Here is a 23,081-nt window from a genome sequence, read left to right on the forward strand (position 1 = left end):
CGAAGGGCTGCCCCTTTTTATTTCACTTTTTCTATTTCACTTCAATGATCTCTGCTGTATCTAACGCTGTCTGCATAAGTTCATCGATCTTCTCTGCCAGATTCTCCTCAGAACGGCGGATAACCTCGATATTCGGCTTTGTGACCGGATGCTTTGCCACGAAAATGGTACAGCAATCCTCAAATGGAAGAATGGAGGTCTCGTAAGTATCGATCTTCTCTGCCACATCTACAATGTCCTGCTTATCAAATCCAATCAGCGGACGATATACCGGCATTGTACATACATCATTCGTTGCAGCCAGGCTCTGCATAGTCTGACTTGCCACCTGTCCGATACTCTCTCCCGTCACCAGTCCAAGGCAGCCATCACGTCTTGCGAATTCTTCCGCAATACGCATCATATAGCGGCGCATAATAATAGTCAGCTCGTCATGCGGGCATTTGTCATAAATATACAACTGAATATCTGTAAAGTTCACAACATGTAATTTGATTGGTCCAGAATATCTTGCCACAATCTTCGCAAGATCAACAACTTTTTGCTTTGCACGCTCACTTGTGTACGGCGGCGCATGGAAATAAGTTGCCTCAAGACCAACTCCTCGTTTGGATACCATATAACCTGCGACCGGACTGTCAATTCCGCCGGATAACAGAAGCATAGCGTTTCCATTAGTTCCCACCGGCATTCCGCCTGCTCCTGGAATAATCTCAGAATAAACATAGATTTCATTTCTCACTTCTACATTTACCAGCACATCCGGGTGATGTACGTCTACCTTGATCTCCGGGAACGCATAGAGAATTGCCTCTCCAAGGTCACGGCTTATTTCCATAGAGTTCTTCGGATATGACTTTCTGGCACGGCGTGACTCTACCTTAAATGTAAAGTTGCGGTCCGGATACATCTCTGCCATATAAGCTACCACGTCTTTTTTCAATTCCTCGAAACCTTTATCCTCCATACGGACAACCGGGCAGATTCCGACCAGTCCGAACACTCTTTTCAAATGTTCCACCGTATCCTCGTAATCATAATCACCCTCACAGTCCACATAGATTCTTGCCTGGGATTTGTGGACATCAAAGTTCCCGTCTACATCCTTTAACGCATAACGCACCTGTCTTACAAGAGCATCTTCAAAAAGATAACGGTTCTTTCCTTTGATACCAATCTCCCCGTATTTCAATAAAAATGTATGAAATCTCATCGATCTTCTCCTCATTTATCTCTAATGTCTGGTATATTTTCTAAGCATCGGTACTATATTATACAGAGTATCTAATGTATAGTCAATCTCTTCCATCGTATTAAACTCAGAAAGACTGAATCTAAGCGTTGCATCCAAAAACTGCTGACCGGCTCCGATTCCTTTTAACACGCCACTGATCTGCGGATGGTTGGAAGCACATGCAGAACCACTGGATACATAGATGCCTTTATCTTCCAGCGCATGCAGAAGAACCTCGCTTCGGATTCCCGCAAATCCAACACTAATAATGTGTGGCGCACTGGTCTCATCATAAAGACCATGGATGGTCGTATCCGGGATCTGCTTCACGCCTTCAATAAAATGCTCCTTCATCGCACGCATCGCTGCAACTTTTTCATCCAGATTTTCATAAATCATCTTCGCAGCAAGACCAATCCCTGCAATTCCAGGTACATTTTCCGTACCGGAACGGACATTTTTCTGTTGTTCACCGCCAAATACGATTGGTTTTATCTTCACATGTTCATCAATATAAAGCACTCCAATTCCTTTTGGTCCATGAATCTTATGTCCACTGATGGAACACATATCCACCTTCAGGCGCTTCGGGTAAATGTGATACTTTCCAAATCCCTGCACAGCATCCACATGGAACAAAATGTTCTTGTTATACGCTTTTACCATGCTGGCAGCCTCCTGGATCGGCTGTACGGATCCCACCTCATTATTCACATACATCACAGATACAAGGATCGTGTCTTCACAGAGTGCATCCTTCAGTGCATCCAGACTGATTCTTCCAAAGCGGTCCACCGGAAGAAATGTAACACGAAATCCTTCCTCTTCCAGATAACGCATCGTATTAATGATCGCCGGATGCTCAATTCCGGATGCGATCAGATGATTCCCTGCTCTTCGATTCGCTTTTGCTGCCCCGATCAATGCCAGATTATCACTTTCCGTACCTCCGGAGGTGAAAAAAATTTCTTTCTCCTGCACCTTTAAAAGCTTTGCAAATGTCTCTTTCGCTTCTTTTATATATTTTTCAGCCTCCACGCCCTTACGGTGCATGGAAGATGGATTTCCATAATCTTCACACAATACCTTACGGACCAGATCTCCCACTTCCGGGTATGCTCTCGTCGTAGCAGAATTGTCCAGATATACTTCCTTCATTCTATCTCACTTCCTGTTTTCTTTTTTCCAATAACAGTTGATCACTGTCTCTTCTTATCATCAATATATGTCCCTGCAATTTAATATGTAACTTGCTCCAGTTGAAACATCAGCACAGACAATAGCGCAAGTCCCGCTGTCTCTGTCCGTAAAATACGCTTTCCGAGAGTTATGACCTGGCCGCCCGTCTCACATGCAAGCGCAATCTCATCCGGATCAAATCCGCCTTCCGGTCCGATAAATATTCCAACAGACTGTCCCGGCTTTATGGACTGTATCAGTTTCTTTGTGTGGTCCATACCTTCTGCACACTCATAAGGCACCAATACAACATCCAAATCTTTTGCCATCTCAAGGGCTTCCTTATAAGTCTTCACAGACGTCACTTCCGGCACGATCCCCCGCCCGGACTGTTTGGCTGCGCTGGCTGCAATTGTATTCCAACGCTCCACTTTCTTCGCCCCTTTTTTCGCATCCAGCTTCACCACACACCGCTTCATGGAGACCGGGACTACCGCATAGATCCCAAGCTCCACACATTTCTGCACGATCAATTCCATCTTCTCCTGCTTCGGAAGACCCTGAAACAGATAAATCTTTGATGGAAGTTCCGCATCTGAAGCTTTCGTCTCTACGATTTTCAACTGCACCTGCTCCTCTTCAAAATCCCGAACCTGGCAGAGATATTCTTTTCCCTGACCGTCACTGACCGTCACTTCCTCACCAATCCGCATACGGAGCACATTTTTCATATGATTCACATCAGAACCTTCGATTCGGATTGTTTCTTCCGATACCTGAGAGGCATCTACAAAAAAATGCTGCATTTTTTCTTTACTCCTCTAAGCATTCTTTCTTGCTACAACAGACACCCACTCGCCCTGGTGATTCACTTCCAGAACTTCCAGTCCGGCAGCCTTCACAGCTTCTACTACAACATTTTCTTTATCTTCGATAATTCCACTTGTAATATATACAGCCCCCGGCTTCATCTGATGAATGATGACCGGCGTCAGCGGAACAAGGACATCTGCCAGAATATTTGCTGCTACAATATCATATTTTTCATATCCAACCGCATCCTGAACAGCCTTATCGTCAATGATGTTTCCAATCATGACCTCATACTGATCCTTGCGGATCCCATTCACTTCCATATTCTCGTGAGTCGCATCAATGGCGCATGGATCAAGATCTGTTCCAAGAGAATGCTTTGCCCCGAACTTAAGCGCCAGCATTCCAAGAATCCCGCTTCCACAACCAACATCTAAAATCTCCGTCTCGGATGTCACATATTTTTTCAGCGCCCGGATGCAAAGCTGTGTCGTCTCATGCATACCTGTTCCGAACGCTGTACCCGGATCAATGTGAATGACCATCTTGTCGCTGTCCTCCGGCTTTACTTTTTCCCAGGATGGGATTACAAGAATGTCGTCTATATAGAATTGATGGAAGTACTGCTTCCAGTTGTTGACCCAGTCTACATCTTCCGTCTCAGATTCCTCGATGGTGCACTCCCCAACATCAAGAAATGCGCGCATATCTTCCAGTTCTTTTCTCACGTTCATAAGAACCGGCGCCACATCTTCTTCCTCATCCAGATAAAATGTCAAATATGCTGTCCCGTCATCATCTGGAATATCCGGCAGAATATCCACGAACATCTGCTCCTTATCCTGTTCTGTAAGCGGAATCTTGTCCTCAATCTGTACACCTTCAATTCCAAGATCTGCCAGCATACTGCTCACAATATCCTCCGCCTGTGTCGTTGTTTTTAAACGAAACTGCTTCCATTTCATAATACTTTCTCCTTCTTTACGTTCATTATCTTCCTTTGATGATACCCGGTTTCTAACCTCGTTATCATTTATTTCATTTCTTCTCTTACAGCCTGTAACGCCGCATCCACCACATGATGCATATCCATATAACGGTAAAGTCCCAGACGCCCTCCAAAGATTACGTTCTCTTCCTTCTCTGCCAGCTCTTTGTATTTTGCATAAAGTGCTGTATTCTTCTCATCATTGACCGGATAATAAGGTTCGTCCCCTTTCTTCCATGTCACCGGATACTCTCTGGAAATAACGGTCTTCTCCTGGGTTCCAAATTCAAAATGCTTATGCTCAATGATTCTTGTATATGGAACTTCATACTCTGTATAATTGACCACCGCATTTCCCTGATAATTGTCTGTATCCAGAATCTCTGTCTCAAAACGGACCGTACGATATTCTAATTCACCAAAACAATAGTCAAAATATGCATCTACAGGTCCAGTATACACTACTTTTTTACCAAGTGGGCGAAGATTTTCTTTTTCTTTCAGATAATCCACATTCAAACGGACCTCCGCGCCTTCCAGCATCTTCTCAATGATCTGCGTGTAGCCTCCCACCGGAATCCCCTGATAAAGGTCATTAAAATAATTGTTATCATAAGTCAGGCGGACCGGCAGTCTCTTAATGATCTCCGGCGGCAGCTCTGTCGCACGCCTTCCCCACTGCTTCTCAGTGTACCCCTTGACCAGGATCTCGTAAATATCTTTTCCAACCAGGCTGATTGCCTGCTCTTCCAGGTTCTTCGGCTCCTTTACGCCATATTCCTTCACCTGTTCCTCAATCTTAGCCTTCGCCTCTGCCGGTGTGATCACACCCCAGATCTTATGAAATGTATTCATATTAAACGGCATATTGTACATCTGGCCTTTATAATATGCCACCGGGCAGTTCGTATAACGGTTAAATGTTGCAAACTGTCCAATGTAATCCCACACCTCTTTATTACTTGTGTGGAAAATATGTGCTCCATACTGATGCACCTGGATTCCTTCCATCTCTTTTGTATAAATGTTTCCACCGATATGCGAACGTCTCTCTACAACGAGGCAGCTCTTTCCTGCCTTCATAGCCTCATGGGCAAAGATTGCTCCATAAAGCCCAGACCCTACAATAATATAATCGTACATAATCCCTCCTGCTGCCTTTTAAGCTCCATTTATGCCTTTCAAACTCCATTTATGCCTTTCAAACTCCATTTATGTCTTTTAAGTTCCATTTATTAAGAGAGGAATGCATCTTACATTATGCATTCCTCCCTGGTTACTCATTTCACTCTTATTAATCCAGATCAATATAATCTACCTGGAATGTGTCATCCTTCTCAGAATGGCTGCGTCTCTCCTTCGGACGCTCACTGAGCAGATCATCTAAATCATCTACCATATCATCCTCTTCTTCCTCATCCATCACAAATGATTCGAAGTTCTCATCTTCATATAAAGACATATCCGTAATGGTATTAAAATCATCGAATTTCACTGTACGAAGCGGTGCTTCTCTGACTTCATCAAATTCCTCTTCTTCAAAGTCATCATCTGCATAATCATCTTCGTCATCATAACGCTTGCTATCATAACGATCGTCATCATAATCGTCATCATCGTCAAATTCGTCATCATCGTAGTCATCGAAATCATCTTCGTCTACGACTTTTTTCTTTTTGCCCTTCTTAGGAGCCGGCTGAGCTTTCTTTTTATTTTTCTTCTTCGGAGCCGGTTCCGGTTCTTCCTCTTCTAAGTCAATTCCATACTCATCATACAGATCATCCAGCTCAATATCACGGTTACGAAGCTTCACACGAACCACAATCAAACGGATAATGAGAAGAAGTAAAATAACAATAAAGATCATCGTAAATACTTTAAAATGTCCGTCAATCACATTCTGCATCTTGTCAAAGAAGCCATTTGCCTTTTTCTTAGCATTGCTTGCTCCGGTATCCTGCTTTACATCACATCTCTGATACGTATTCTCCTGAGAATCATACTCATAGAAATTCTTTGTACCATTGTTGTTTACAGCATACATCAGATAGAATCCATCTTTGTCATTATCCTGCCATACAGGGAATTCCTGTCCGTTCAGTGTCAGCGTTGTCTGCGCATAATTAGATGGCAGCTTCACACTTGTATCACTTAACAGAACAATCGTTGTTGTATCGGAAATATCAATCTCTTCATATGGTGCAAATGTTGCATTTGAATCATCATATAAGAAGAAATTGGAATTACCATCCGCTGATGTCAGATAAGCAAGGTAAATACCATTTGTCTCGTTATAAGCCATTGGGCGGTCAGCGCCCTCATAATTCATTGTTGTCTTTGTAAATCCTGCTGGAACAGAAGCTTCTACAAAATCACTCAGCGTATAAGATGTACCGTTCACCTCAACGGTTACATCACCACTAGCTGCTGTGTCAGCACCTTCTGCTGCCTGAGTATCATCCACGATCTTAGAAGGATCTCCGGCAGCGATTGTCACTGTAGATTTTCCTTCTGTCAACTTAACCTCTGAACCAGAACTGGATTTCACATCCTGAGATGCTACCGTAATCTCTGTGGAACCTTCTTTCAGTGCCTGGAATGTCATGGTAAATGACACTTCTGAAGAACCGCCATCTCCTGAGTATGTCAGGGTTCCATCACCACCGGTCACTCCATCACCGGAATTAAACTTCAATGCACTGGCATCATAAGAAAGTGTTACTGATGAACTTCCAAGAGATCCACTGCTGGATTTTAAAACACATTTTACGTCTACCATATCTCCCACAGCCGTACTCGGATCTGCAAAAGAAATTCTGCCGCCAGCTGCATGGGATGTCAGTGTCACGCTGGTAGCCAGCACACATACACAGGCAACTGCAGCCAGTACTTTCTTTAAAAACTTCATGTACTTTACCTCTTTTTTCTATAGTTTCTGTATTTTAAGAATGGTTATACATTATTCTGCACTTTCACCACCGGAAGATTCTCCGCCGCCGGAGCTGCTTCCTCCAGATTCACTTCCTCCACCGGAACTGCTGCCGCCAGAACCGCTTCCGCCAGATTCACTTCCGCCACCGGAACCGCTGCCTGAACTTCCGCTACCGGAGCCGCCGCCTGATCCGCTGTCTGATTTACTGCCACCGGAGCTTCCACTGCCAGAGGAATTGCCGCTACCGGAGCCGCCACTTGAAGTTCCTGAAGATTTATTGGAACTACTTCCTGATGAGCCCTTAGAAGAACTGTTGGAGCTGTCATCGTAATAACTGTCATTATCTTTTGTTGTACCTTTACCAACATCAGTTGCTTTCTTTTTAACACCTGCATCAATACTCAGCACAACATCTGATGGGGTGTAGCCATCATCTCCAAAGAAGAATTGATGAAGCTGTTGCACATCTCCTGCTAAATCAGTAGGAAGTACGGAACTTCCAATTCCACTTAATGTTCCAGTTGATTTATTAAATGGGAATCCCGTAGTTTCTCCCAATGTATACTTTTTAAAATCTTTTGCATAAGAAAGAATTTCCGGTAATGTAAAGTTAGTACCTACCTCTGCAAATACGTCGTCTGCAATTTTATTGATTGTTGCAAGATTAGCTGCCTGTAATTTTTCTACAATCTTCTCAATCACAAAGCGCTGACGCTCAGTTCTTTTAAAGTCATCGCCTTTCGTGTAACGAATACGACAGAAAGAAGTAGCCTGAACACCATCTAGATGATGCACCCCAGCACCAACCAGGTCTTCTTCAAATGGACGTCCTGTTACTACAGCAGTCTCATCACAATACATGTTCGTATACTTAACTTCTTCTTCTGTAAGTTCAATATCCAGACCACCAAGTGTATCAATCACATCAATCATAGCATTAAAATTCACTGCAACATAATGTTCAATATTCAAATCCAGATTTTTGTTCAACAGTGCAACTGCCTCTTCTACTCCTCCAAAGGAATATGCTGCATTCGCTTTATTATATGTACCATCTGACTGTTGCAAAATCGTATCACGATATACGGAACTAATCTTTACTTCTCCAGTCTCCTGATTCAGGCTTGCGATCATGATTGTATCACTTCTGGTACCTTTTCCCAAAGAAGCCTCTCTGGAATCCACTCCAAATAACGCTACATTTAAGTATCCCGTCTTATATTCTACTTCTTTATTAATTTCCAGCTTATTCACATCTAGCTTCTGGACTTCCATCTTGTCTACCTTGCTGGTCACATAAGCCGCTGCCGCTGCTCCTCCACCAATCACGAGTACTAATAGTATGCTAACAGCAATCACACCAATCTTCTTACCTAACGACCAGGTAGAAAATCCTCTTTTTTTTCTTCTACCTCTATGTACCTTACGATTACTTCTTCTTTTCTTAGCCATCGAAACTTCCTTTCTTTGAACAGAATTAAACAGATTAATAATATCCTATTTTTTTACAAATTTCAACAGAAATTATGTTTCTTAAGATTTTTTCCAGTATTTTGGACTTGATGTACATTTTAATACGAGCCATTTTGGTAATTTTTCATATCTCTTTCCTAAGAAATATCCCATATATTTACATCCTGACTGATATATCAAATTCCATATTCTTAAAGGTTGTCCGCTCCGGATCAGGTATTTTGCAGTCGCTTTTACCATACGGATTCCTTCTCCTTCTGACGGAACTCCTTCAAACACTTCCGGATGTTGCGCCTGTGACACTGCAAGATCAAAATTACGATGAAACTGTTGGTTTCCCGTATAATTATGTGAATGTATCACTTTCGCTTCTGCCACATATGCCACCTTATCTCCAGCTAATATCCTCTTTCCGGCAAAAATCATATCTTCATTAAATATAGTTGGATCTTCAAATCCTCCTGCACTCAAAAGATAGTTTCTTCGATAAGCTGCACATACATCTGAGCAAAAAAATGTTTTAATTCCAAGCTGTGGCAAATCAACTTTTGATTTGATCCTGCTTTTTTCTGGGTAATTAAACCTTCTTGTATATCTTTCTATTATGTTGCAATCCTCTCTTGGCAATTGTCTTCCATATGCAATTCCAATCTCTGGATTACTTTTAAACACTTCCACAAATCTTTCAGTCAACCGATTATCTGCTGGGATTGCATCCTGCGTCATATAGAGAACAATATCTGCCTGTGAAATACTAGCTCCCATATTTCTTGTTCCCCCATGATCAAACTCTTCTTGTCTGATGTGAGTAACTTCAATCTGATATGGTTCTGATTCAAGCATTTGTGGAAATTCTCCTACTTCACTATTAATTATGATAATTTTATGAATCGGATATTCCTGCTCTTGTAACTTGCTAATTAATTGTCTAAACTCACTTCCCGGTCTGTATGTTGGAATAATTACATCCACCTGCATTTAAAATTCCCCTTTATTTACTATTTTGCTTTTCTGAAGTGTCCGATTCTTCTCCTCCACTCTTATAAGTAAAGTCTGTAGTATCTTTATAAGTTTCCGGATCAACCCCTGTCAATTCTATAATTGCATCATTTGCTTCTTTCACTTCATCAGAAGGATCATAATCTTCTTTTCCAAATAAAAATTGATGTAATTCTGTTACATTTTTAGCCAATCCAACTGGAGCGACATAAGACCCTTTGTGTCCTTTTACATTGTCACATGTTGTCACTTCAAATGGGAATCCAGACATCTCACTAAGTTTGTAATTTGTTGCTTTTGATGCAAGTGCCAGGAAATTACCTGTTGTCAGGTTTGTAGAAATCTGTGGAACGATTTCATTAATCAACTTGTTCAATGTAATCACGTTTGCACTCTGTGCTTTTTCAACTATTTTTTCTAATACAATTCTCTGACGATGTGTTCTCTCAAAATCCATTCCACTTGTATATCGAATTCTCGAATACGCTACTGCCTGAATACCATCTACGTGATGTGTTCCTGCTCCTTCTAATCTGGAAGTTTCACGACCTACTACAATTTCAGTTTCATCGCAATACATATTGGTGTATTTAATTTCATCTTCTGTAAAATCAAGATCAATTCCACCCAACGCATCTATAATATCTGCCAATGCATTGAAGTTGACGCTGATATATTTTTCAATATCAAGATCTAAATTACGATTCATAAGCGCAATTGCTTCGGCTGGTCCTCCTGTATGATATGCAGAATTAGCTTTCTGATATTTCCCATTTTCCTGCTTCAAAAGTGTATCTCGATAAAGTGAAATTAATTTCACCTCATTGGTCTTATTATTAATACTGGCTATCATCATACAGTCACTCTGTACCCCGCCATCCAGCTCGCCTTCTCTGGAATCCAGACCAAATAATGCAATATTCGTATAATCTCCTGTACTCTTATAAATATTAAGATCATCTGTGTTCAACGTAGTCGTATCCATCTTATCCATAACGAACATTCCATAAGCTACAACTCCAAGACCTGCCAGGATTAATAATTCAACCATAATAATGATGATTCTTTTTCTGCGTTTCTTTTTTAGCCTTCGTTCACGTTCCAATCTTTGCTGTCTTTTATTCAATCTCTTTTTATCCATACTTACACTCCTCTTATTCGAACCTTCTTATTTCCTGTTTAATATGCGTTTCTGTTAATAAAGCCTTTAAAAAATGTCAGGAAAATAATTTTAAAATCAAATCCCATTGTCCAGTTTTCGATATAATAAAGATCAAATTCTATACGCTTCTGAATAGATGTATCTCCCCTGTATCCATTCACCTGCGCCCAACCTGTAAGTCCAGGTCTTACCTGATGCTTAATCATATATCTTGGGATTTCCTCTTTGAATTTTTCAACAAATTGCGGTCTTTCCGGCCTTGGTCCGACAAGACTCATGTCTCCTATTAATATATTAAAAAGCTGTGGCAATTCATCAATACTTGTCTTACGAATAAATCTTCCAATTGGTGTCACACGTGGATCATTTTTCGTCGTCCAGCCTTTCTTTTCATCTTTTTCATCCTGAACAACCATAGAACGGAACTTATACATATAAAACGGACGATTATGCTTTCCAATTCTTTCCTGTTTAAAAATAAGTGGTCCCGGTGAAGTTACTTTAATAATGATTGAAGTAACAAGCATTACCGGCGAAAACAATATAATCGCAACCAATGCTCCAAAAATATCCACACAACGCTTTGCCACTGCGTTTAACATATTATTCAAAGGTACCCGTCGAATATTTATGACCGGCATTCCCATCAAATCTTCGGTGTACGGTTTTGTCGGAATAATATTATTATAATCCGGAACAAATTTCGTATGCACACCAGACTTTTCGCACATATTAACAATCCGTCCCAGTTTATGATACTCAGCCAGTCCAAGCGTAATTACAATCTCATCCAATTGGTTCTGCGGAAGAATTTCTGCCAGTTTATCTGTTCCGCCAAGAATCTTTATTCCTCGATATTCCTCTCCTTCAGGCTTATTATCTGCCAATATTCCTTTTACAATATATCCCCATTCTGGATGTGTTACCACGCGATCCAGATATCCTTCTGCTGCACGGCTATATCCGACCAACAAGATATGTTTCTGATTATATCCCTGCTTTCTATACTTTCTGAGAATCCATCGTAACACATTTCTAAACCCTATCTCAGCAACTACATTTACACAGAAAAATACAAACAACATCTTTCTGGAATAATCTGTCATTTTTGCGAGATAAAGTATTAGAATAAATACTAAGAGACCAATAATATTAGCCTGTACGATATGCCACGCTTCAATTCTTCTTCCCTGTCCACGCTTTGGAGTATACAATTGAAACGCATAATATAGAATCAAATAGATAGGTACTACAAACACCAGCACTTTCATATATTGGTTCAAAGAAAGATACCATGAAGACAGCGCGAATAATCCACTTTTAAAACGGATAAACCACGCTGCTCCATAAGAAAATATAATAATAAGTGCATCTATCAACACATGTAATCTATTAAATAGCTTTTGATTATCTTTAATCACAATTTTCACCTGACTTTTCGAAATATAGCTCTTTATTCTACAAATTATACTATATCTTTAAATTGTCTACAACCCTAATCAGATGCATAATTCTTAACATTTCTTTAATATTTACGTAATATTTTTATATAATTTTCATTCAGATATTGAATAATTTCATTCATACGCTCTGCTTTTTGATTCTTCAACACCCTATAAATCATCTTTTTTAATTTATAATATCTGTATTCAAAACGAATCTTCTTCTTATAATCCAGCCCATATTTTTTTCCATAATAAATACAAGAATCCATTTCGTGCCCAATCATATTCATAGACATCGGCGTACTCTTCTTTTCCAGATGAATCATTCGAATTCCCGGTTCATACACAATCTTACAATCTTTTTGCACCTTTCGAAGTCTTCGAATCAAATCCGGCTCCTCATAATACATAAAAATATTCTCATCAAATTTTCCCGCCTCATAAAAAGCATCTCGTCTTACAAACAAATCTGCCCCAGCAATATACATGTTCTTTTCATCATAACGGTCTTTCCGATTCCATAATTTTAATGACCATTTTTTTATTATAGAAGGCTTGTAATCAAAGTAAAATGAAAAGCCCGGTTTTAGATCCTCAAACAAAAGTTTCCCTCCCATGAGCATCAGATCTTTTTCCTTCTGGAATTTCTCCCAGACTTTTTTAAATATTGGTTCAATTAAAATAATATCCGGATTCAAAAATGCAAGGATTTCCCCGGTTGATATATCTACTCCCTGATTATTGCCGGCACCAAATCCTCGATTGTCCGATGGAATATATCGATAATTTTTATATTGTGATTTTGCTAAATCTCGTTCTATTCTTTCATCTTCTGGACTATTGTCTACCACAATCACTTCCAACTCATCTTCAATATCATTGTATTTTGCAATAGAATCCAAACATTTCACAAGAATGTCTCCACTTTTATAAGCTACAATAATGACCGAAATTTTCATTTCTAGACTCCCTTTTCATAAATCTGCAGCAGATTTTTAATGTATACATCATTTGAATAACTTTTTTCATCGAACAATTCAAATGTATTATATGACATCTTCGCTACGATTTCATCATTCGCCATCTTAGCAATTGCGCTGCACATTTCTTTTCCATCTGCTTTTACAATCAAACCATTTTTTTCTGTCACAATATTATCAACTGCCGCACTGCAGTCTGTCACGATACATGGAATACCATAAGCTTGAACTTCCGGTACCGTAAGTGGTGATCCCTCATACCATCTTGACGGAAATATCAGACATCTGCTTTTTTCAATCCATTGATCTATCTGTGCTTTTTCCAGCCAGCCTGTAAACGTAATGTCTGGATACTTTTTTTCCAAATCTTTTTTTAATCCGCCATCTCCGACTACAACTGCTTTTACTCCCGCATTTTCTACTGCATCACAGAAAAGTGGTACTCCTTTTTCTTCAGATACTCGCCCAATGTACAGATATATCTCATTCTTTTCTGCCAATACTCGTTTTCTTTCTGAAAATGTACTTGGGTTTTTTAGCATAAACTGCCACTTAGGTTCGCCAAAACGTCTCACCAATTGCTTTTTTTCAAATTCAGATATAAATATATACCGAATATTTTTGCAATTTCGCATAACCCGATTCTGTCTGAACTGCCTCATGCATCTCCAGACTTTATAATAATAATGCCTGGAATCACAATTGCAAACAACACAATTAAAAGACATTGGCTTCCTCTCACAGATTTCATTTTTTACATAATCGTAGCAGCCTCCATTGGGACATGTAAGAAAATAATCATGCACAGTCAAAAATACTGGTATATTTTTTTTATCCGCAATAGCAAAGATTGCACTGGATAACACTTTTGTCCATGTATGCACATGGATAATTGTTTCATTTTCTTTCAAAGTATTTAATAAATCTTCCAGCAATTTTCCAGCTTTCCGATTATAAATTCCTTTTTTCATAGCATCTAATTTGCTTGGATTTCCGAGCAGATCATACATTCCCAGCGAAATCACCTGTACAGAACTTTGAACTAACTCCTGGCATGGTTCACCACAACCTGCAAAAAAATAAACCTTCAGGTTACTTCGCTTCGACAGCTCAACTGCAGTCTGAACAGCCACTCTGGCTGCGCCTCCTTCTATATAAGCATAATCGCAAACCACTATCACATTTCGTATTGTCATTTTTTACTCCTACTCCAGAATATAAAGTGCCCCCTGTTTTGCATAATTAGAATTGTAATAAGGATCTCCCATTCTTAAAACTTCCTGCCATTCTTTATAAAATCTTTCACGTTCTTCATCATTGATCATACCATTTTTCATCACATCTTTTGATTCCCAGACTACTGATGCCTGCATGACACATCTTTTCCCATGCATTCTCAGTTTTAAGCAATAATCTGCTGCTGCAAAACTTAATGAAAAATGTTTATTAAATTCGCCTAATTCTTCAAATGTATTTTTGTGTGTCATGAAACAATTCAAAGATAAAATGCTATAATTGCTCATTACTTTTGCCCGAAACATATCTCCATAATCGCAATCTCCAATACCATAATTCGCTTTGCATAAATCCCCATTTGTTCTAAACACAACTCCTACATCTTCTACAGTATGTTTTCGCCCAATCACCTTTCCGCTCACGGCACCAACATTTTGTATCTGTAAAACTCCAGCCATTTGTTGCAATGCGTCTCTTTCTACACTCTCAAGATTTTCTGAAACAAAAAACAGATAAGATCCTCTCGCTTTTTCTGCAAGAGCATTAATTTCTTCAACGCTTATTCCTGCAGAAGCTAAAATTTCCAAATTCGAATAATCTTTTCTTTTGAACCACTCTGAACATCTTTTCTTTTTTTCATCATCTTCCCCATATATAATCACAGATATCAAAGGCTGCTTTATCATCTTGTATTCTGTGTGATATAGTCCCAGTCGCTCCGTATGCTCTACATTAGCCTGAATACCAACTCTCTCATAATGTGATTGAATTGCTTTCTTGCCCGCATCGTACGCATACATTTTACTTGTTGGATCTCCTGCTACTGAGCCTCCATGCATCCTCCAGTGATACAAAACTTTAGAAACGTGTCCTACTTTTTTTGCAAGTTCTACACACCGAAAGATAAAATCATAATCCTGAGATCCATCATATTCCTTTCTGAATCCTTCCAACCGATCTACAATTGATTTTTTAGCCACAAAAAAGTGAGTGATATAATTATTAGCACATAACAATTCCGGGCTGTAATCCGGTTTAAACACTGGCTTTTTATAATCGTGACTATTTTCTGAGATTTTATCCTCATCTGTGTACAACACATCATAATCATAGTCATTAATTGCCTTTACAATCTCATATAAAGCGTCTGGCGTCAGCATGTCATCATGGTCAAATAACCCGATATACTCTCCTGTAGCGAGCGCTAGTGCCTGATTTGTGTTCTCTGCAATTCCCTGATTTTCTTCCAGATAAACTACTTTAATTCTTTTATCTTCCATGGAATAACGATTCAATTCTTCTCTGACACGAATGACTTTTGTGTCATTTTCATCTCCGTTCAAACTTCCATCTGCAATACATAGTTCCCACTTTTCATAAGATTGTTTTCTTACCGAATCAATCATATCTTTCAAAAAAGGAATCGGAGTCTGGTATGTCGGCACAACAATACTAATAAGAGGCTGAACAGAAAATTCAACCTCTCTTTGACGCATCAGCTCTTCTTTTGTCGGACAATGCTCTTCATACCACTCTTTATAACTCTTTCCTGCCGGAAAAGCTTTTGCTTTCGCAAGCGTCCAAAATCTGCTGACACCATTTCTACGAATATATTCAAAACCTTTTTTTACATTCTCTTTATTCAATCTTTCGCTGATTTGCTTTACATTCATCTTTTTATTCTTACCTTCTGACATGTACATTCAATCGGAAATCTTTTTCATCCAGCCTGAAATTAGGATTATAATTAGGATCCCCTTTTTCTAATTCCTTTCCCCAACGCTCTTCAAAAAGTGCTACCTCCGAATCAAAACGTTTCACCTTTTCACGAGAATCTTCTAAACCTCTTGATTTAGATTCATAATGTGTCAGTCTTGCATATGGAGTATAAACAATCAGATATCCCGCCTTCCGGATTTTCATACATAAATCCACATCATTAAACGCAACCGCATACTCCGGCTCAAATTTACCAACTTCAAAGAAAACCGTTTTTTTCACCATCATACATGCCGCCGTTACTGCACTTAAATCCTGAATCATATGAACTCTTCCCATATGTCCTAACGTTTCTTCTGCTTCTGCTGCATAAGGATGTCCCGCAATTCCTCCAAGCCCAACAATCACACCTACATGTTGAATTGTTCCATCTTCATAAAATAAGCGGGCTCCGACAGCCCCCACCTCTGGTCTGCTGCAATGTATGAGCATTTCCTCAAGACAATCCGGATTCTGAATCTCCGTATCATTATTCAGGAATAAAATATACTCTCCTTTTGCATACTGCACTCCATAGTTATTGATTTTCGGATAATTAAAACCTTTTTCTTTCCAATAAACCACTTTGGCTCTTGGACATTTTGCTTCCAATTCTTTATAGTAGGCAAATGTCTGTTCTTCTGTACTGTTATTTTCGACAATGATATATTCTCGATTGTCATAGGAACTCTTTTTTTCCAAAGAATCAATACATTTTTTTAAATCTTCCACATGATCTTTATTAGGAATTACAATGGAAATAAGCGGTGTTTCTTTCATTGTATATCTGACACGATAAATCCCTCTATACTCTGTCTTTTCTACATTCCCTTTTATATTCATTCTCTTCAGATGCATATCAATTGCTTTGCGTTCTTGTTCGTCACACACTTGAACATGCTCTACATTCCTGTGATACAACACTTTTGCAATATGATGGATTGAGTGTTTTTCTTCTATGCATCGAAATATAAAGTCATACTTCCAGTCAATTTGTCCATTCCAACTTTCCAAACACTCCTCAAACAATTCCTGACAAAGTTTCTTTTTTACCAATAAAAAATTATGAATATAATTACAACTTCTAAGCATATCCAGATTTAAATCCGGCTTCATAGCTGGTTTTTCATATTCTGTCTCATTTTTTATTATATCATCATCAGAATAAATTACTTCAATTGTTCTGTCTGCATTCAATGACTTCACACACTGAAAGAATGCATCCGCTGAAAGTTCATCTTCCAGCTGCGTAATCAACACATACTCTTCTTTCGCTTCTTTCAGAATTTCCACTACATCATTTAATTCTCTTATTTTGCAAAGCTTCCACCTTGAATAAGTCTGATTTTTCAAAGAGTCAGCCAGTCGATGAGATCCACTCTTATTCTCCAGCACAATTACCAAAATCTCCGGCATATATGGAAATGTTGTTTCTCGCTGTATTTTGAGCACCTGTTTTGTCGGCTTTGTTTTCTGATACCATGTCATATAATCTACACGAGACTGTCCTGTCAATTTATCCATAATACGGACTATCGTTGCATGTAATCCATATCGTTTATAATAAGTATTTATATTCTTCCAAAATTCTGACATATTCATTCTGCCTTCCATATGATTCTCAAAGCTCTACTTTCCAGCAAGCATCTTTCCAAGCTCAGCGCTGAATCTTTCAGCTTCATCTTCATACATATGTCCTTCATAATCTGAAAATCCATTCAACGATTTATCCAGACTTTCTGTATCTATATAATTGTAATTATAATATGGAATCCCCTGTTTTGCCATATATTCCGCAAAATATGCATTCGCCTCTTCAAAGTTGTCCTGATACTTCTCCATTGTCTCCTGCGGAATCGGTGTTGTAATTACCACAAGCTCTATATTATTTTCTTTGCATAATTTCTTAAGTTTTTCAAAATATTCTTTTACTTCCGGCAAAATTTCCTGTTTGTCCCAGAGTTTCAAATTATCCTCTGTCTTCACAGCATCTGTTCTGTGAATGCTGACATGCCCTTTTCCTCCATAGTTCTGAACATCACTATTCCAGAAAGAATCGTCAAAGTTTTTATATGCTTCCCCAAGCTTTGTCCTGATTCTTTCAAATGGGTTTTTCAATCCGGTTCTACAAAGATACCATGGGAAAATTGTCATTCTCCAGTCTTGTCCCCACAGCAGTTGATGATAATACTCTGCTTTTACCAATGATTTTGGAAATTCATCATACATTTCTCTATATTCTGCACCCTTGCTTTTTTCTGCCACCCAATAACCTGGATCCAGTTCATAAACCACTCGTTTCGGATGACCGACACGTATTGCTTCTTTTACAATAAAATAACTATCTGAAAGATACTCGCCCCCAAGACACATATTGATACTGTTACCGCCAGTATACTGATCTACAACTTCCGGCGCAATTGCAGCTTTTCCATGAGAAGTTCCTACAAATATATCTGTGTACTCCTCGCCGTTTTCCAGATTATGCATATCAAACCGAAAAAAACTATACGGTTTTGCTGCAAAGCAAAGCATTTCATTCACACAAATAATAATTATCATCAAAATTACCGGACTGACAAGTTTTTTAAAATTGTGCATAAATAAAACCTCCTGCTGTATCTGGCATTCTGCCAAGCAATGGCATTGCAAAAATCATTGCAAGATAAATTGCCCAACGAATTACCCATATCTTTGTAGAAAGAGACTGTCGAATCTTCGTTCCTCGTTCCTGTAAAAAACTGACTACAAAGCAAATTGCACAACATACTAACAGCACAGCAATAAATACAGGTGTATACTTTAAATTCATCTGTCCAAACTGTATATTTAATATCTGTGCAGGTTCAAAATATGTTACAGAATTTTTCATCATTGTAAGAGCCTGTGGAATTGTGTCCGCCCGATCAAAGTACCAGCTTATATTCACAAGTAGAAATGTCCGGATAATCTGAAATATATGCCAGCCTGTAGATTTATCGTCAATATGAAGCTTTTTCTTCCACTCTCTGTAATTTTTTGTCATCAGACCACTAAATGCAATAATCACTCCATTATAAATACCATATACTATAAACTTCCAAGCTGCTCCATGCCAGATTCCTACCACAAGGAACACGATCAGATTCGCTACACAGATTGGTAATGCTCTTCCATAAGTTTTTCCAAACTTTTTCTTTGCGAATTTACCGAATTTTCCCATCCATCCAGATAATGATACCGGGTAGAATACATAATCTTTCATCCATGTTCCCAATGTAATATGCCAACGATGCCAGAAATCTGTAATAGAAACCGCAAAATACGGGCGTTTAAAGTTTTCATCCATCTCTACGCCAAATAATTCTGCCACACCAATAACTACATCTACACCTCCTGAAAAGTCCGCATAGAGCTGTGCAGAATATGCCAGTACACCTAATATTGCAATTCCATTATAAGTCTGATATTGATTAAAAATTGCATCAACAAATACTGCTGCTGTATCTGCAATCAACATTTTCTTAAAAAATCCCCAAATTATCCGCTGAACACCACGTTCAATTCTCTGCCAGTCAAATTCATGTTCTGCGTACAAGGTCTTTGTCAATCGGTCAAATCTGCCAATCGGTCCCTGCAAAATCTGAGGGAAGAAAGAAACAAACAAAGCAAAACGAAATACATTTTTTTCCGGTTCACAACGGTTCCAATAAACATCTAAAATATACCCTGCTGACTGAAATGTGTAAAAAGACAATCCAATCGGAAGTAATAAATGAAATGGGCCAAAATCTGTATGAAATAACTGATCAATATTCTGTACAATAAAATTCGTATACTTCAATACTCCTAACAGACCAAACACAAATAGAAGGGCAAGTATTAACACGCCCTTCTTTTTTTGCTTCGCATCTTTTTTATGTGCTTCATCTGTCTGGTCTATTCGATGAATTACAAGCGCTGTTCCATATGTCACAAGTGTTGTATATAGAATAAACCCTAAATACTGTATTCCGGCAGATGCATAATAAATGTAGCTGAAAAGCAACAGCCACATCCATTGACAGCGTTTCGGAATGATATAATATCCAACTACTGCCACAATCACAAATACCAGAAATTCTATTGATGTTAATGACATAAATATTTCCTCTTACTTAAAAATGAAATGTATCTTTCAGTCCTACCCAAAGCTGATCTTTGTCACTTAAGTTCAGTGCTGTTCCATCTTCTAGATGATATCCTTCTGCGGAAGCATTGCCCTTATACTCCCCTACAAGCTGTGGCCATTCTACACCAATCTCAGGGTCGTTCCATGCGAGACCACCTTCATCTCCTGGATGATAGAAGTCTGTACACTTGTAGCAGAACTCTGCAATCTCACTTAAAACAAGGAATCCATGGGCGAATCCTTCCGGAATATAGAACTGCTTCTTGTTCTCTTCTGTCAGTTCTACACCGAACCATTTTCCGTATGTCTCACTGTCACTTCTAAGATCAACAGCTACGTCAAATACTGAACCTTTTACGACACGTACAAGTTTTCCCTGTGGAAACTCTTTCTGGAAATGTAATCCGCGAAGAACACCTTTTGTAGAACAAGACTGATTGTCCTGTACGAACTGCATCGTAAGTCCTGCCTCTTCCATATCCTTCTGATTGTATGTCTCCATAAAGTATCCTCTTGCATCACCATGAACCGTTGGCTCAATGACACAAAGTCCCTTTATTCCACCTGCATTTTTTTCTACTTTAATCTGTCCCATCTTGCATATCTCCTTTTTTTGCGATTATGATGCATACGGGCACACATATATTATGTGCACCCGTCCATTTCATTTTCACTCTTTTTATTCGTCTTACAATGCCTCTTATTTGAGTCTATGCGAATCTTCACAAAGCTTTTAGAGTTCGTCTATGTTCATCTCTTTCAGATAACGTCCAAGTGCATCCTGCCAGGTCGGAAGTGGTATAAAGCCATTCTCCACCAGTTTCTTCTTATCCAGTCTGCTGTTAAATGGTCTTGCAGCTTTGGACACTCCGTACTCTGCAGTTGTAACCGGATCAACTGTAATTCTGTCTTCTCCGTACTCTGTATGTCCCTGTTCTACAGCCTGACGGAAGATTTCTTTTGTAAAATCATACCAGCTGATGTATCCGCCTTCGTTTGTCGCATGATAATAACCATACTTATCTGTCTCGATCATGTCTACAAGCAGTCTTGCCAGATCAAATGTGTAAGTCGGTGTACCGATTTGGTCATTCACTACACGAAGTTTATCATGATTTTTTCCAACTTTCAACATGGTCTTTATAAAGTTGTTACCATTCTTTCCAAATACCCACGCAATTCTCACGATGAAGTATTTGTCCAGTGTCTCAGAAACTGCCAGCTCTCCGTCCAGTTTTGACTGTCCGTAAACATTTAACGGCTGATAATCCTTGCAGTCCGGCTGCCATGGTTCTTCTCCCTGACCATTGAATACATAGTCCGTACTGGTATAGACCATCTTACTGTCAAGCTTCTTACATACTTCCGCAATATTTTTCGTTCCTTCTGCGTTTACTGCATGAACCTTATCCTTTTTATCCTCATCTTCTGCAAGGTCAACTGCCGTCCATGCTGCACAATGTATCACTGCGTCCGCATTTACTTCTGTAAGAACTTTCTCTACAGATGCTTTATCTGTAATGTCCATCTGCACATATGGCATAGATACAACCGGTGTACCGTCCTGGATTCCATTATAGCTTTCCGCGATATCGGAACCGATTCCTTCGTAGCCACGCTTTGCCAGTTCATTCATCACATCATGTCCGAGCTGACCTGCTACTCCAGTTACCAGTACTTTCATTATTTCATTCCCTCCCGGTTTGCATACATTTTCTCATAGTAATTCTGATACTCTCCGGAAATGATCGTCTCCCACCACTCCTTGTTATCCAGATACCATTGGATTGTCTTTTTGATACCATCTGCAAATTTTGTCTCCGGCAGCCATCCAAGCTCATTGTGAATCTTTGTCGGGTCGATTGCATAACGCATATCGTGTCCTTTACGGTCTGCTACATATGTGATCAGGCTTTCCGGTTTTCCAAGCTCTTTACAGATCATCTTAACGATGTCAATGTTCTTCATCTCGTTGTGTCCACCAACATTGTAAACTTCTCCGACACGTCCGTTATGGATGATCAGGTCGATGGCTCTGCAGTGATCTTCTACATATAACCAGTCACGCACATTTTCACCTTTTCCATACACCGGAAGCGGCTTATCATTCAGTGCATTTGCAATCATAAGCGGAATCAGCTTCTCCGGGAAGTGGTATGGTCCGTAGTTGTTAGAGCATCTGCTAATTGTTACAGGCAGTCCGTATGTTCTGTGGTATGCAAGAACAAGAAGGTCTGCACCAGCTTTTGATGAGCTGTATGGACTGCTTGTGTGGATTGGTGTCTCCTCTGTAAAGAACAGGTCTGGTCTGTCCAGTGGAAGATCTCCGTAAACCTCATCTGTAGATACCTGATGATAACGTTTGATACCATATTTTCTGCAAGCGTCCATAAGAACTGCTGTACCTTTGATATTGGTGTCCAGGAAAACTTCCGGGTTCTCGATAGAACGGTCTACATGACTCTCTGCTGCAAAGTTTACAACCATGTCCGGATGCTCTTCCTCAAATAATTTGTAAACAGCCTCACGGTCTGTGATGCTCTCTTTTACAAAACGGAAATTCGGGTTGTCCATCACTGGTGCAAGTGTAGATAAGTTACCTGCATATGTCAGGCAGTCCAGACAAACGATACGATAATCCGGATATTTGTCTAACATGTGAAAAATAAAGTTACTTCCAATAAATCCAGCTCCGCCGGTTACGATAATTGTCATAATTAAAAATCTCCTTT

General features: G+C 39.4%; 19 protein-coding genes. All 19 read right to left on the minus strand.

Annotated elements, in window-relative coordinates:
- Nucleotides 1-31: 31 nt before the first annotated feature.
- The 19 genes from thiI to rfbB all read right to left on the minus strand — a co-directional run bounded on the left by thiI (nucleotide 32) and on the right by rfbB (nucleotide 23,064).
- Nucleotides 32-1,213 carry a tRNA uracil 4-sulfurtransferase ThiI gene (thiI, locus tag LI164_RS07175; RefSeq protein ID WP_005331688.1) on the minus strand — a complete coding sequence of 394 codons (1,182 nt, stop codon included), beginning with the start codon at nucleotides 1,211-1,213 and terminating at the stop codon, nucleotides 32-34.
- Nucleotides 1,214-1,234: 21 nt separating this feature from the next.
- Nucleotides 1,235-2,392 carry a cysteine desulfurase family protein gene (locus LI164_RS07180; protein ID WP_117605869.1) on the minus strand — a complete coding sequence of 386 codons (1,158 nt, stop codon included), beginning with the start codon at nucleotides 2,390-2,392 and terminating at the stop codon, nucleotides 1,235-1,237.
- Between the two features lie 80 nt (nucleotides 2,393-2,472).
- The gene (locus LI164_RS07185; RefSeq protein WP_227086928.1) at nucleotides 2,473-3,219 is read right to left on the minus strand and encodes a 16S rRNA (uracil(1498)-N(3))-methyltransferase; all 747 of its coding nucleotides are present in this window, start codon (nucleotides 3,217-3,219) and stop codon (nucleotides 2,473-2,475) included.
- Nucleotides 3,220-3,234: 15 nt separating this feature from the next.
- Nucleotides 3,235-4,191 (minus strand): 50S ribosomal protein L11 methyltransferase, encoded by a 957-nt coding sequence (prmA, locus tag LI164_RS07190; protein ID WP_005331694.1) that lies wholly within the window; start codon nucleotides 4,189-4,191, stop codon nucleotides 3,235-3,237.
- 68 nt (nucleotides 4,192-4,259) lie between these two features.
- On the minus strand, nucleotides 4,260-5,357 hold the full coding sequence (glf, locus tag LI164_RS07195) for a UDP-galactopyranose mutase (RefSeq protein WP_118145177.1): 1,098 nt from the start codon (nucleotides 5,355-5,357) through the stop codon (nucleotides 4,260-4,262).
- A 151-nt stretch (nucleotides 5,358-5,508) separates the two neighbouring features.
- The gene (locus tag LI164_RS07200; RefSeq protein WP_227086929.1) at nucleotides 5,509-7,122 is read right to left on the minus strand and encodes a hypothetical protein; all 1,614 of its coding nucleotides are present in this window, start codon (nucleotides 7,120-7,122) and stop codon (nucleotides 5,509-5,511) included.
- Between the two features lie 51 nt (nucleotides 7,123-7,173).
- A complete protein-coding gene (locus tag LI164_RS07205; protein ID WP_227086930.1) occupies nucleotides 7,174-8,598 on the minus strand; it encodes an LCP family protein in 1,425 nt (474 codons plus the stop codon).
- 81 nt (nucleotides 8,599-8,679) lie between these two features.
- A complete protein-coding gene (locus LI164_RS07210) occupies nucleotides 8,680-9,597 on the minus strand; it encodes a glycosyltransferase family 2 protein (RefSeq protein WP_227086931.1) in 918 nt (305 codons plus the stop codon).
- 13 nt (nucleotides 9,598-9,610) lie between these two features.
- A complete protein-coding gene (locus tag LI164_RS07215) occupies nucleotides 9,611-10,759 on the minus strand; it encodes an LCP family protein (protein WP_227086932.1) in 1,149 nt (382 codons plus the stop codon).
- A 38-nt stretch (nucleotides 10,760-10,797) separates the two neighbouring features.
- Nucleotides 10,798-12,201 (minus strand): undecaprenyl-phosphate glucose phosphotransferase, encoded by a 1,404-nt coding sequence (locus LI164_RS07220; RefSeq protein WP_005337854.1) that lies wholly within the window; start codon nucleotides 12,199-12,201, stop codon nucleotides 10,798-10,800.
- Nucleotides 12,202-12,305: 104 nt separating this feature from the next.
- Nucleotides 12,306-13,184, minus strand: coding sequence for a glycosyltransferase family 2 protein (locus LI164_RS07225; RefSeq protein ID WP_117613669.1), 879 nt, complete (start codon nucleotides 13,182-13,184; stop codon nucleotides 12,306-12,308).
- Between the two features lie 2 nt (nucleotides 13,185-13,186).
- Nucleotides 13,187-14,401 carry a glycosyltransferase family 4 protein gene (locus LI164_RS07230; protein WP_227086933.1) on the minus strand — a complete coding sequence of 405 codons (1,215 nt, stop codon included), beginning with the start codon at nucleotides 14,399-14,401 and terminating at the stop codon, nucleotides 13,187-13,189.
- A gap of 9 nt (nucleotides 14,402-14,410) precedes the next feature.
- The gene (locus LI164_RS07235; RefSeq protein WP_227086934.1) at nucleotides 14,411-16,114 is read right to left on the minus strand and encodes a glycosyltransferase; all 1,704 of its coding nucleotides are present in this window, start codon (nucleotides 16,112-16,114) and stop codon (nucleotides 14,411-14,413) included.
- 10 nt (nucleotides 16,115-16,124) lie between these two features.
- A complete protein-coding gene (locus LI164_RS07240; RefSeq protein WP_227086935.1) occupies nucleotides 16,125-17,795 on the minus strand; it encodes a glycosyltransferase in 1,671 nt (556 codons plus the stop codon).
- Nucleotides 17,796-17,828: 33 nt separating this feature from the next.
- Nucleotides 17,829-18,800, minus strand: coding sequence for a hypothetical protein (locus LI164_RS07245; RefSeq protein WP_105309130.1), 972 nt, complete (start codon nucleotides 18,798-18,800; stop codon nucleotides 17,829-17,831).
- Entirely contained in the window at nucleotides 18,787-20,319 is a 1,533-nt protein-coding gene (locus LI164_RS07250; protein ID WP_005331710.1) for an MBOAT family protein, read from the minus strand. The genes LI164_RS07245 and LI164_RS07250 overlap by 14 nt, the downstream gene beginning before the upstream one ends.
- 16 nt (nucleotides 20,320-20,335) lie before the next feature.
- Nucleotides 20,336-20,944, minus strand: a complete 609-nt coding sequence (rfbC, locus tag LI164_RS07255) for a dTDP-4-dehydrorhamnose 3,5-epimerase (RefSeq protein ID WP_005337866.1) — start codon at nucleotides 20,942-20,944, stop codon at nucleotides 20,336-20,338.
- Between the two features lie 138 nt (nucleotides 20,945-21,082).
- Entirely contained in the window at nucleotides 21,083-22,033 is a 951-nt protein-coding gene (gene rfbD, locus LI164_RS07260; RefSeq protein ID WP_227086936.1) for a dTDP-4-dehydrorhamnose reductase, read from the minus strand.
- A complete protein-coding gene (gene rfbB / locus LI164_RS07265; RefSeq protein WP_005331716.1) occupies nucleotides 22,033-23,064 on the minus strand; it encodes a dTDP-glucose 4,6-dehydratase in 1,032 nt (343 codons plus the stop codon). The genes rfbD and rfbB overlap by 1 nt, the downstream gene beginning before the upstream one ends.
- Nucleotides 23,065-23,081: the final 17 nt, after the last annotated feature.

Origin of the sequence: Dorea sp. 210702-DFI.3.125 (assembly GCF_020560945.1) — a bacterium.
Lineage (GTDB): Bacteria > Bacillota > Clostridia > Lachnospirales > Lachnospiraceae > Dorea > Dorea formicigenerans.

Excerpts from the sequence above, each read along its gene's own strand:
- thiI (WP_005331688.1), bottom strand. The coding sequence starts at position 1,213 with ATGAGATTTCATACATTTTTATTGAAATACGGGGAGATTGGTATCAAA.
- LI164_RS07180 (WP_117605869.1), bottom strand. The coding sequence starts at position 2,392 with ATGAAGGAAGTATATCTGGACAATTCTGCTACGACGAGAGCATACCCG.
- LI164_RS07185 (WP_227086928.1), bottom strand. The coding sequence starts at position 3,219 with ATGCAGCATTTTTTTGTAGATGCCTCTCAGGTATCGGAAGAAACAATC.
- prmA (WP_005331694.1), bottom strand. The coding sequence starts at position 4,191 with ATGAAATGGAAGCAGTTTCGTTTAAAAACAACGACACAGGCGGAGGAT.
- glf (WP_118145177.1), bottom strand. The coding sequence starts at position 5,357 with ATGTACGATTATATTATTGTAGGGTCTGGGCTTTATGGAGCAATCTTT.
- LI164_RS07200 (WP_227086929.1), bottom strand. The coding sequence starts at position 7,122 with ATGAAGTTTTTAAAGAAAGTACTGGCTGCAGTTGCCTGTGTATGTGTG.
- LI164_RS07205 (WP_227086930.1), bottom strand. The coding sequence starts at position 8,598 with ATGGCTAAGAAAAGAAGAAGTAATCGTAAGGTACATAGAGGTAGAAGA.
- LI164_RS07210 (WP_227086931.1), bottom strand. The coding sequence starts at position 9,597 with ATGCAGGTGGATGTAATTATTCCAACATACAGACCGGGAAGTGAGTTT.
- LI164_RS07215 (WP_227086932.1), bottom strand. The coding sequence starts at position 10,759 with ATGGATAAAAAGAGATTGAATAAAAGACAGCAAAGATTGGAACGTGAA.
- LI164_RS07225 (WP_117613669.1), bottom strand. The coding sequence starts at position 13,184 with ATGAAAATTTCGGTCATTATTGTAGCTTATAAAAGTGGAGACATTCTT.
- LI164_RS07230 (WP_227086933.1), bottom strand. The coding sequence starts at position 14,401 with ATGACAATACGAAATGTGATAGTGGTTTGCGATTATGCTTATATAGAA.
- LI164_RS07235 (WP_227086934.1), bottom strand. The coding sequence starts at position 16,114 with ATGAATGTAAAGCAAATCAGCGAAAGATTGAATAAAGAGAATGTAAAA.
- LI164_RS07240 (WP_227086935.1), bottom strand. The coding sequence starts at position 17,795 with ATGTCAGAATTTTGGAAGAATATAAATACTTATTATAAACGATATGGA.
- LI164_RS07245 (WP_105309130.1), bottom strand. The coding sequence starts at position 18,800 with ATGCACAATTTTAAAAAACTTGTCAGTCCGGTAATTTTGATGATAATT.
- LI164_RS07250 (WP_005331710.1), bottom strand. The coding sequence starts at position 20,319 with ATGTCATTAACATCAATAGAATTTCTGGTATTTGTGATTGTGGCAGTA.
- rfbC (WP_005337866.1), bottom strand. The coding sequence starts at position 20,944 with ATGGGACAGATTAAAGTAGAAAAAAATGCAGGTGGAATAAAGGGACTT.
- rfbD (WP_227086936.1), bottom strand. The coding sequence starts at position 22,033 with ATGAAAGTACTGGTAACTGGAGTAGCAGGTCAGCTCGGACATGATGTG.
- rfbB (WP_005331716.1), bottom strand. The coding sequence starts at position 23,064 with ATGACAATTATCGTAACCGGCGGAGCTGGATTTATTGGAAGTAACTTT.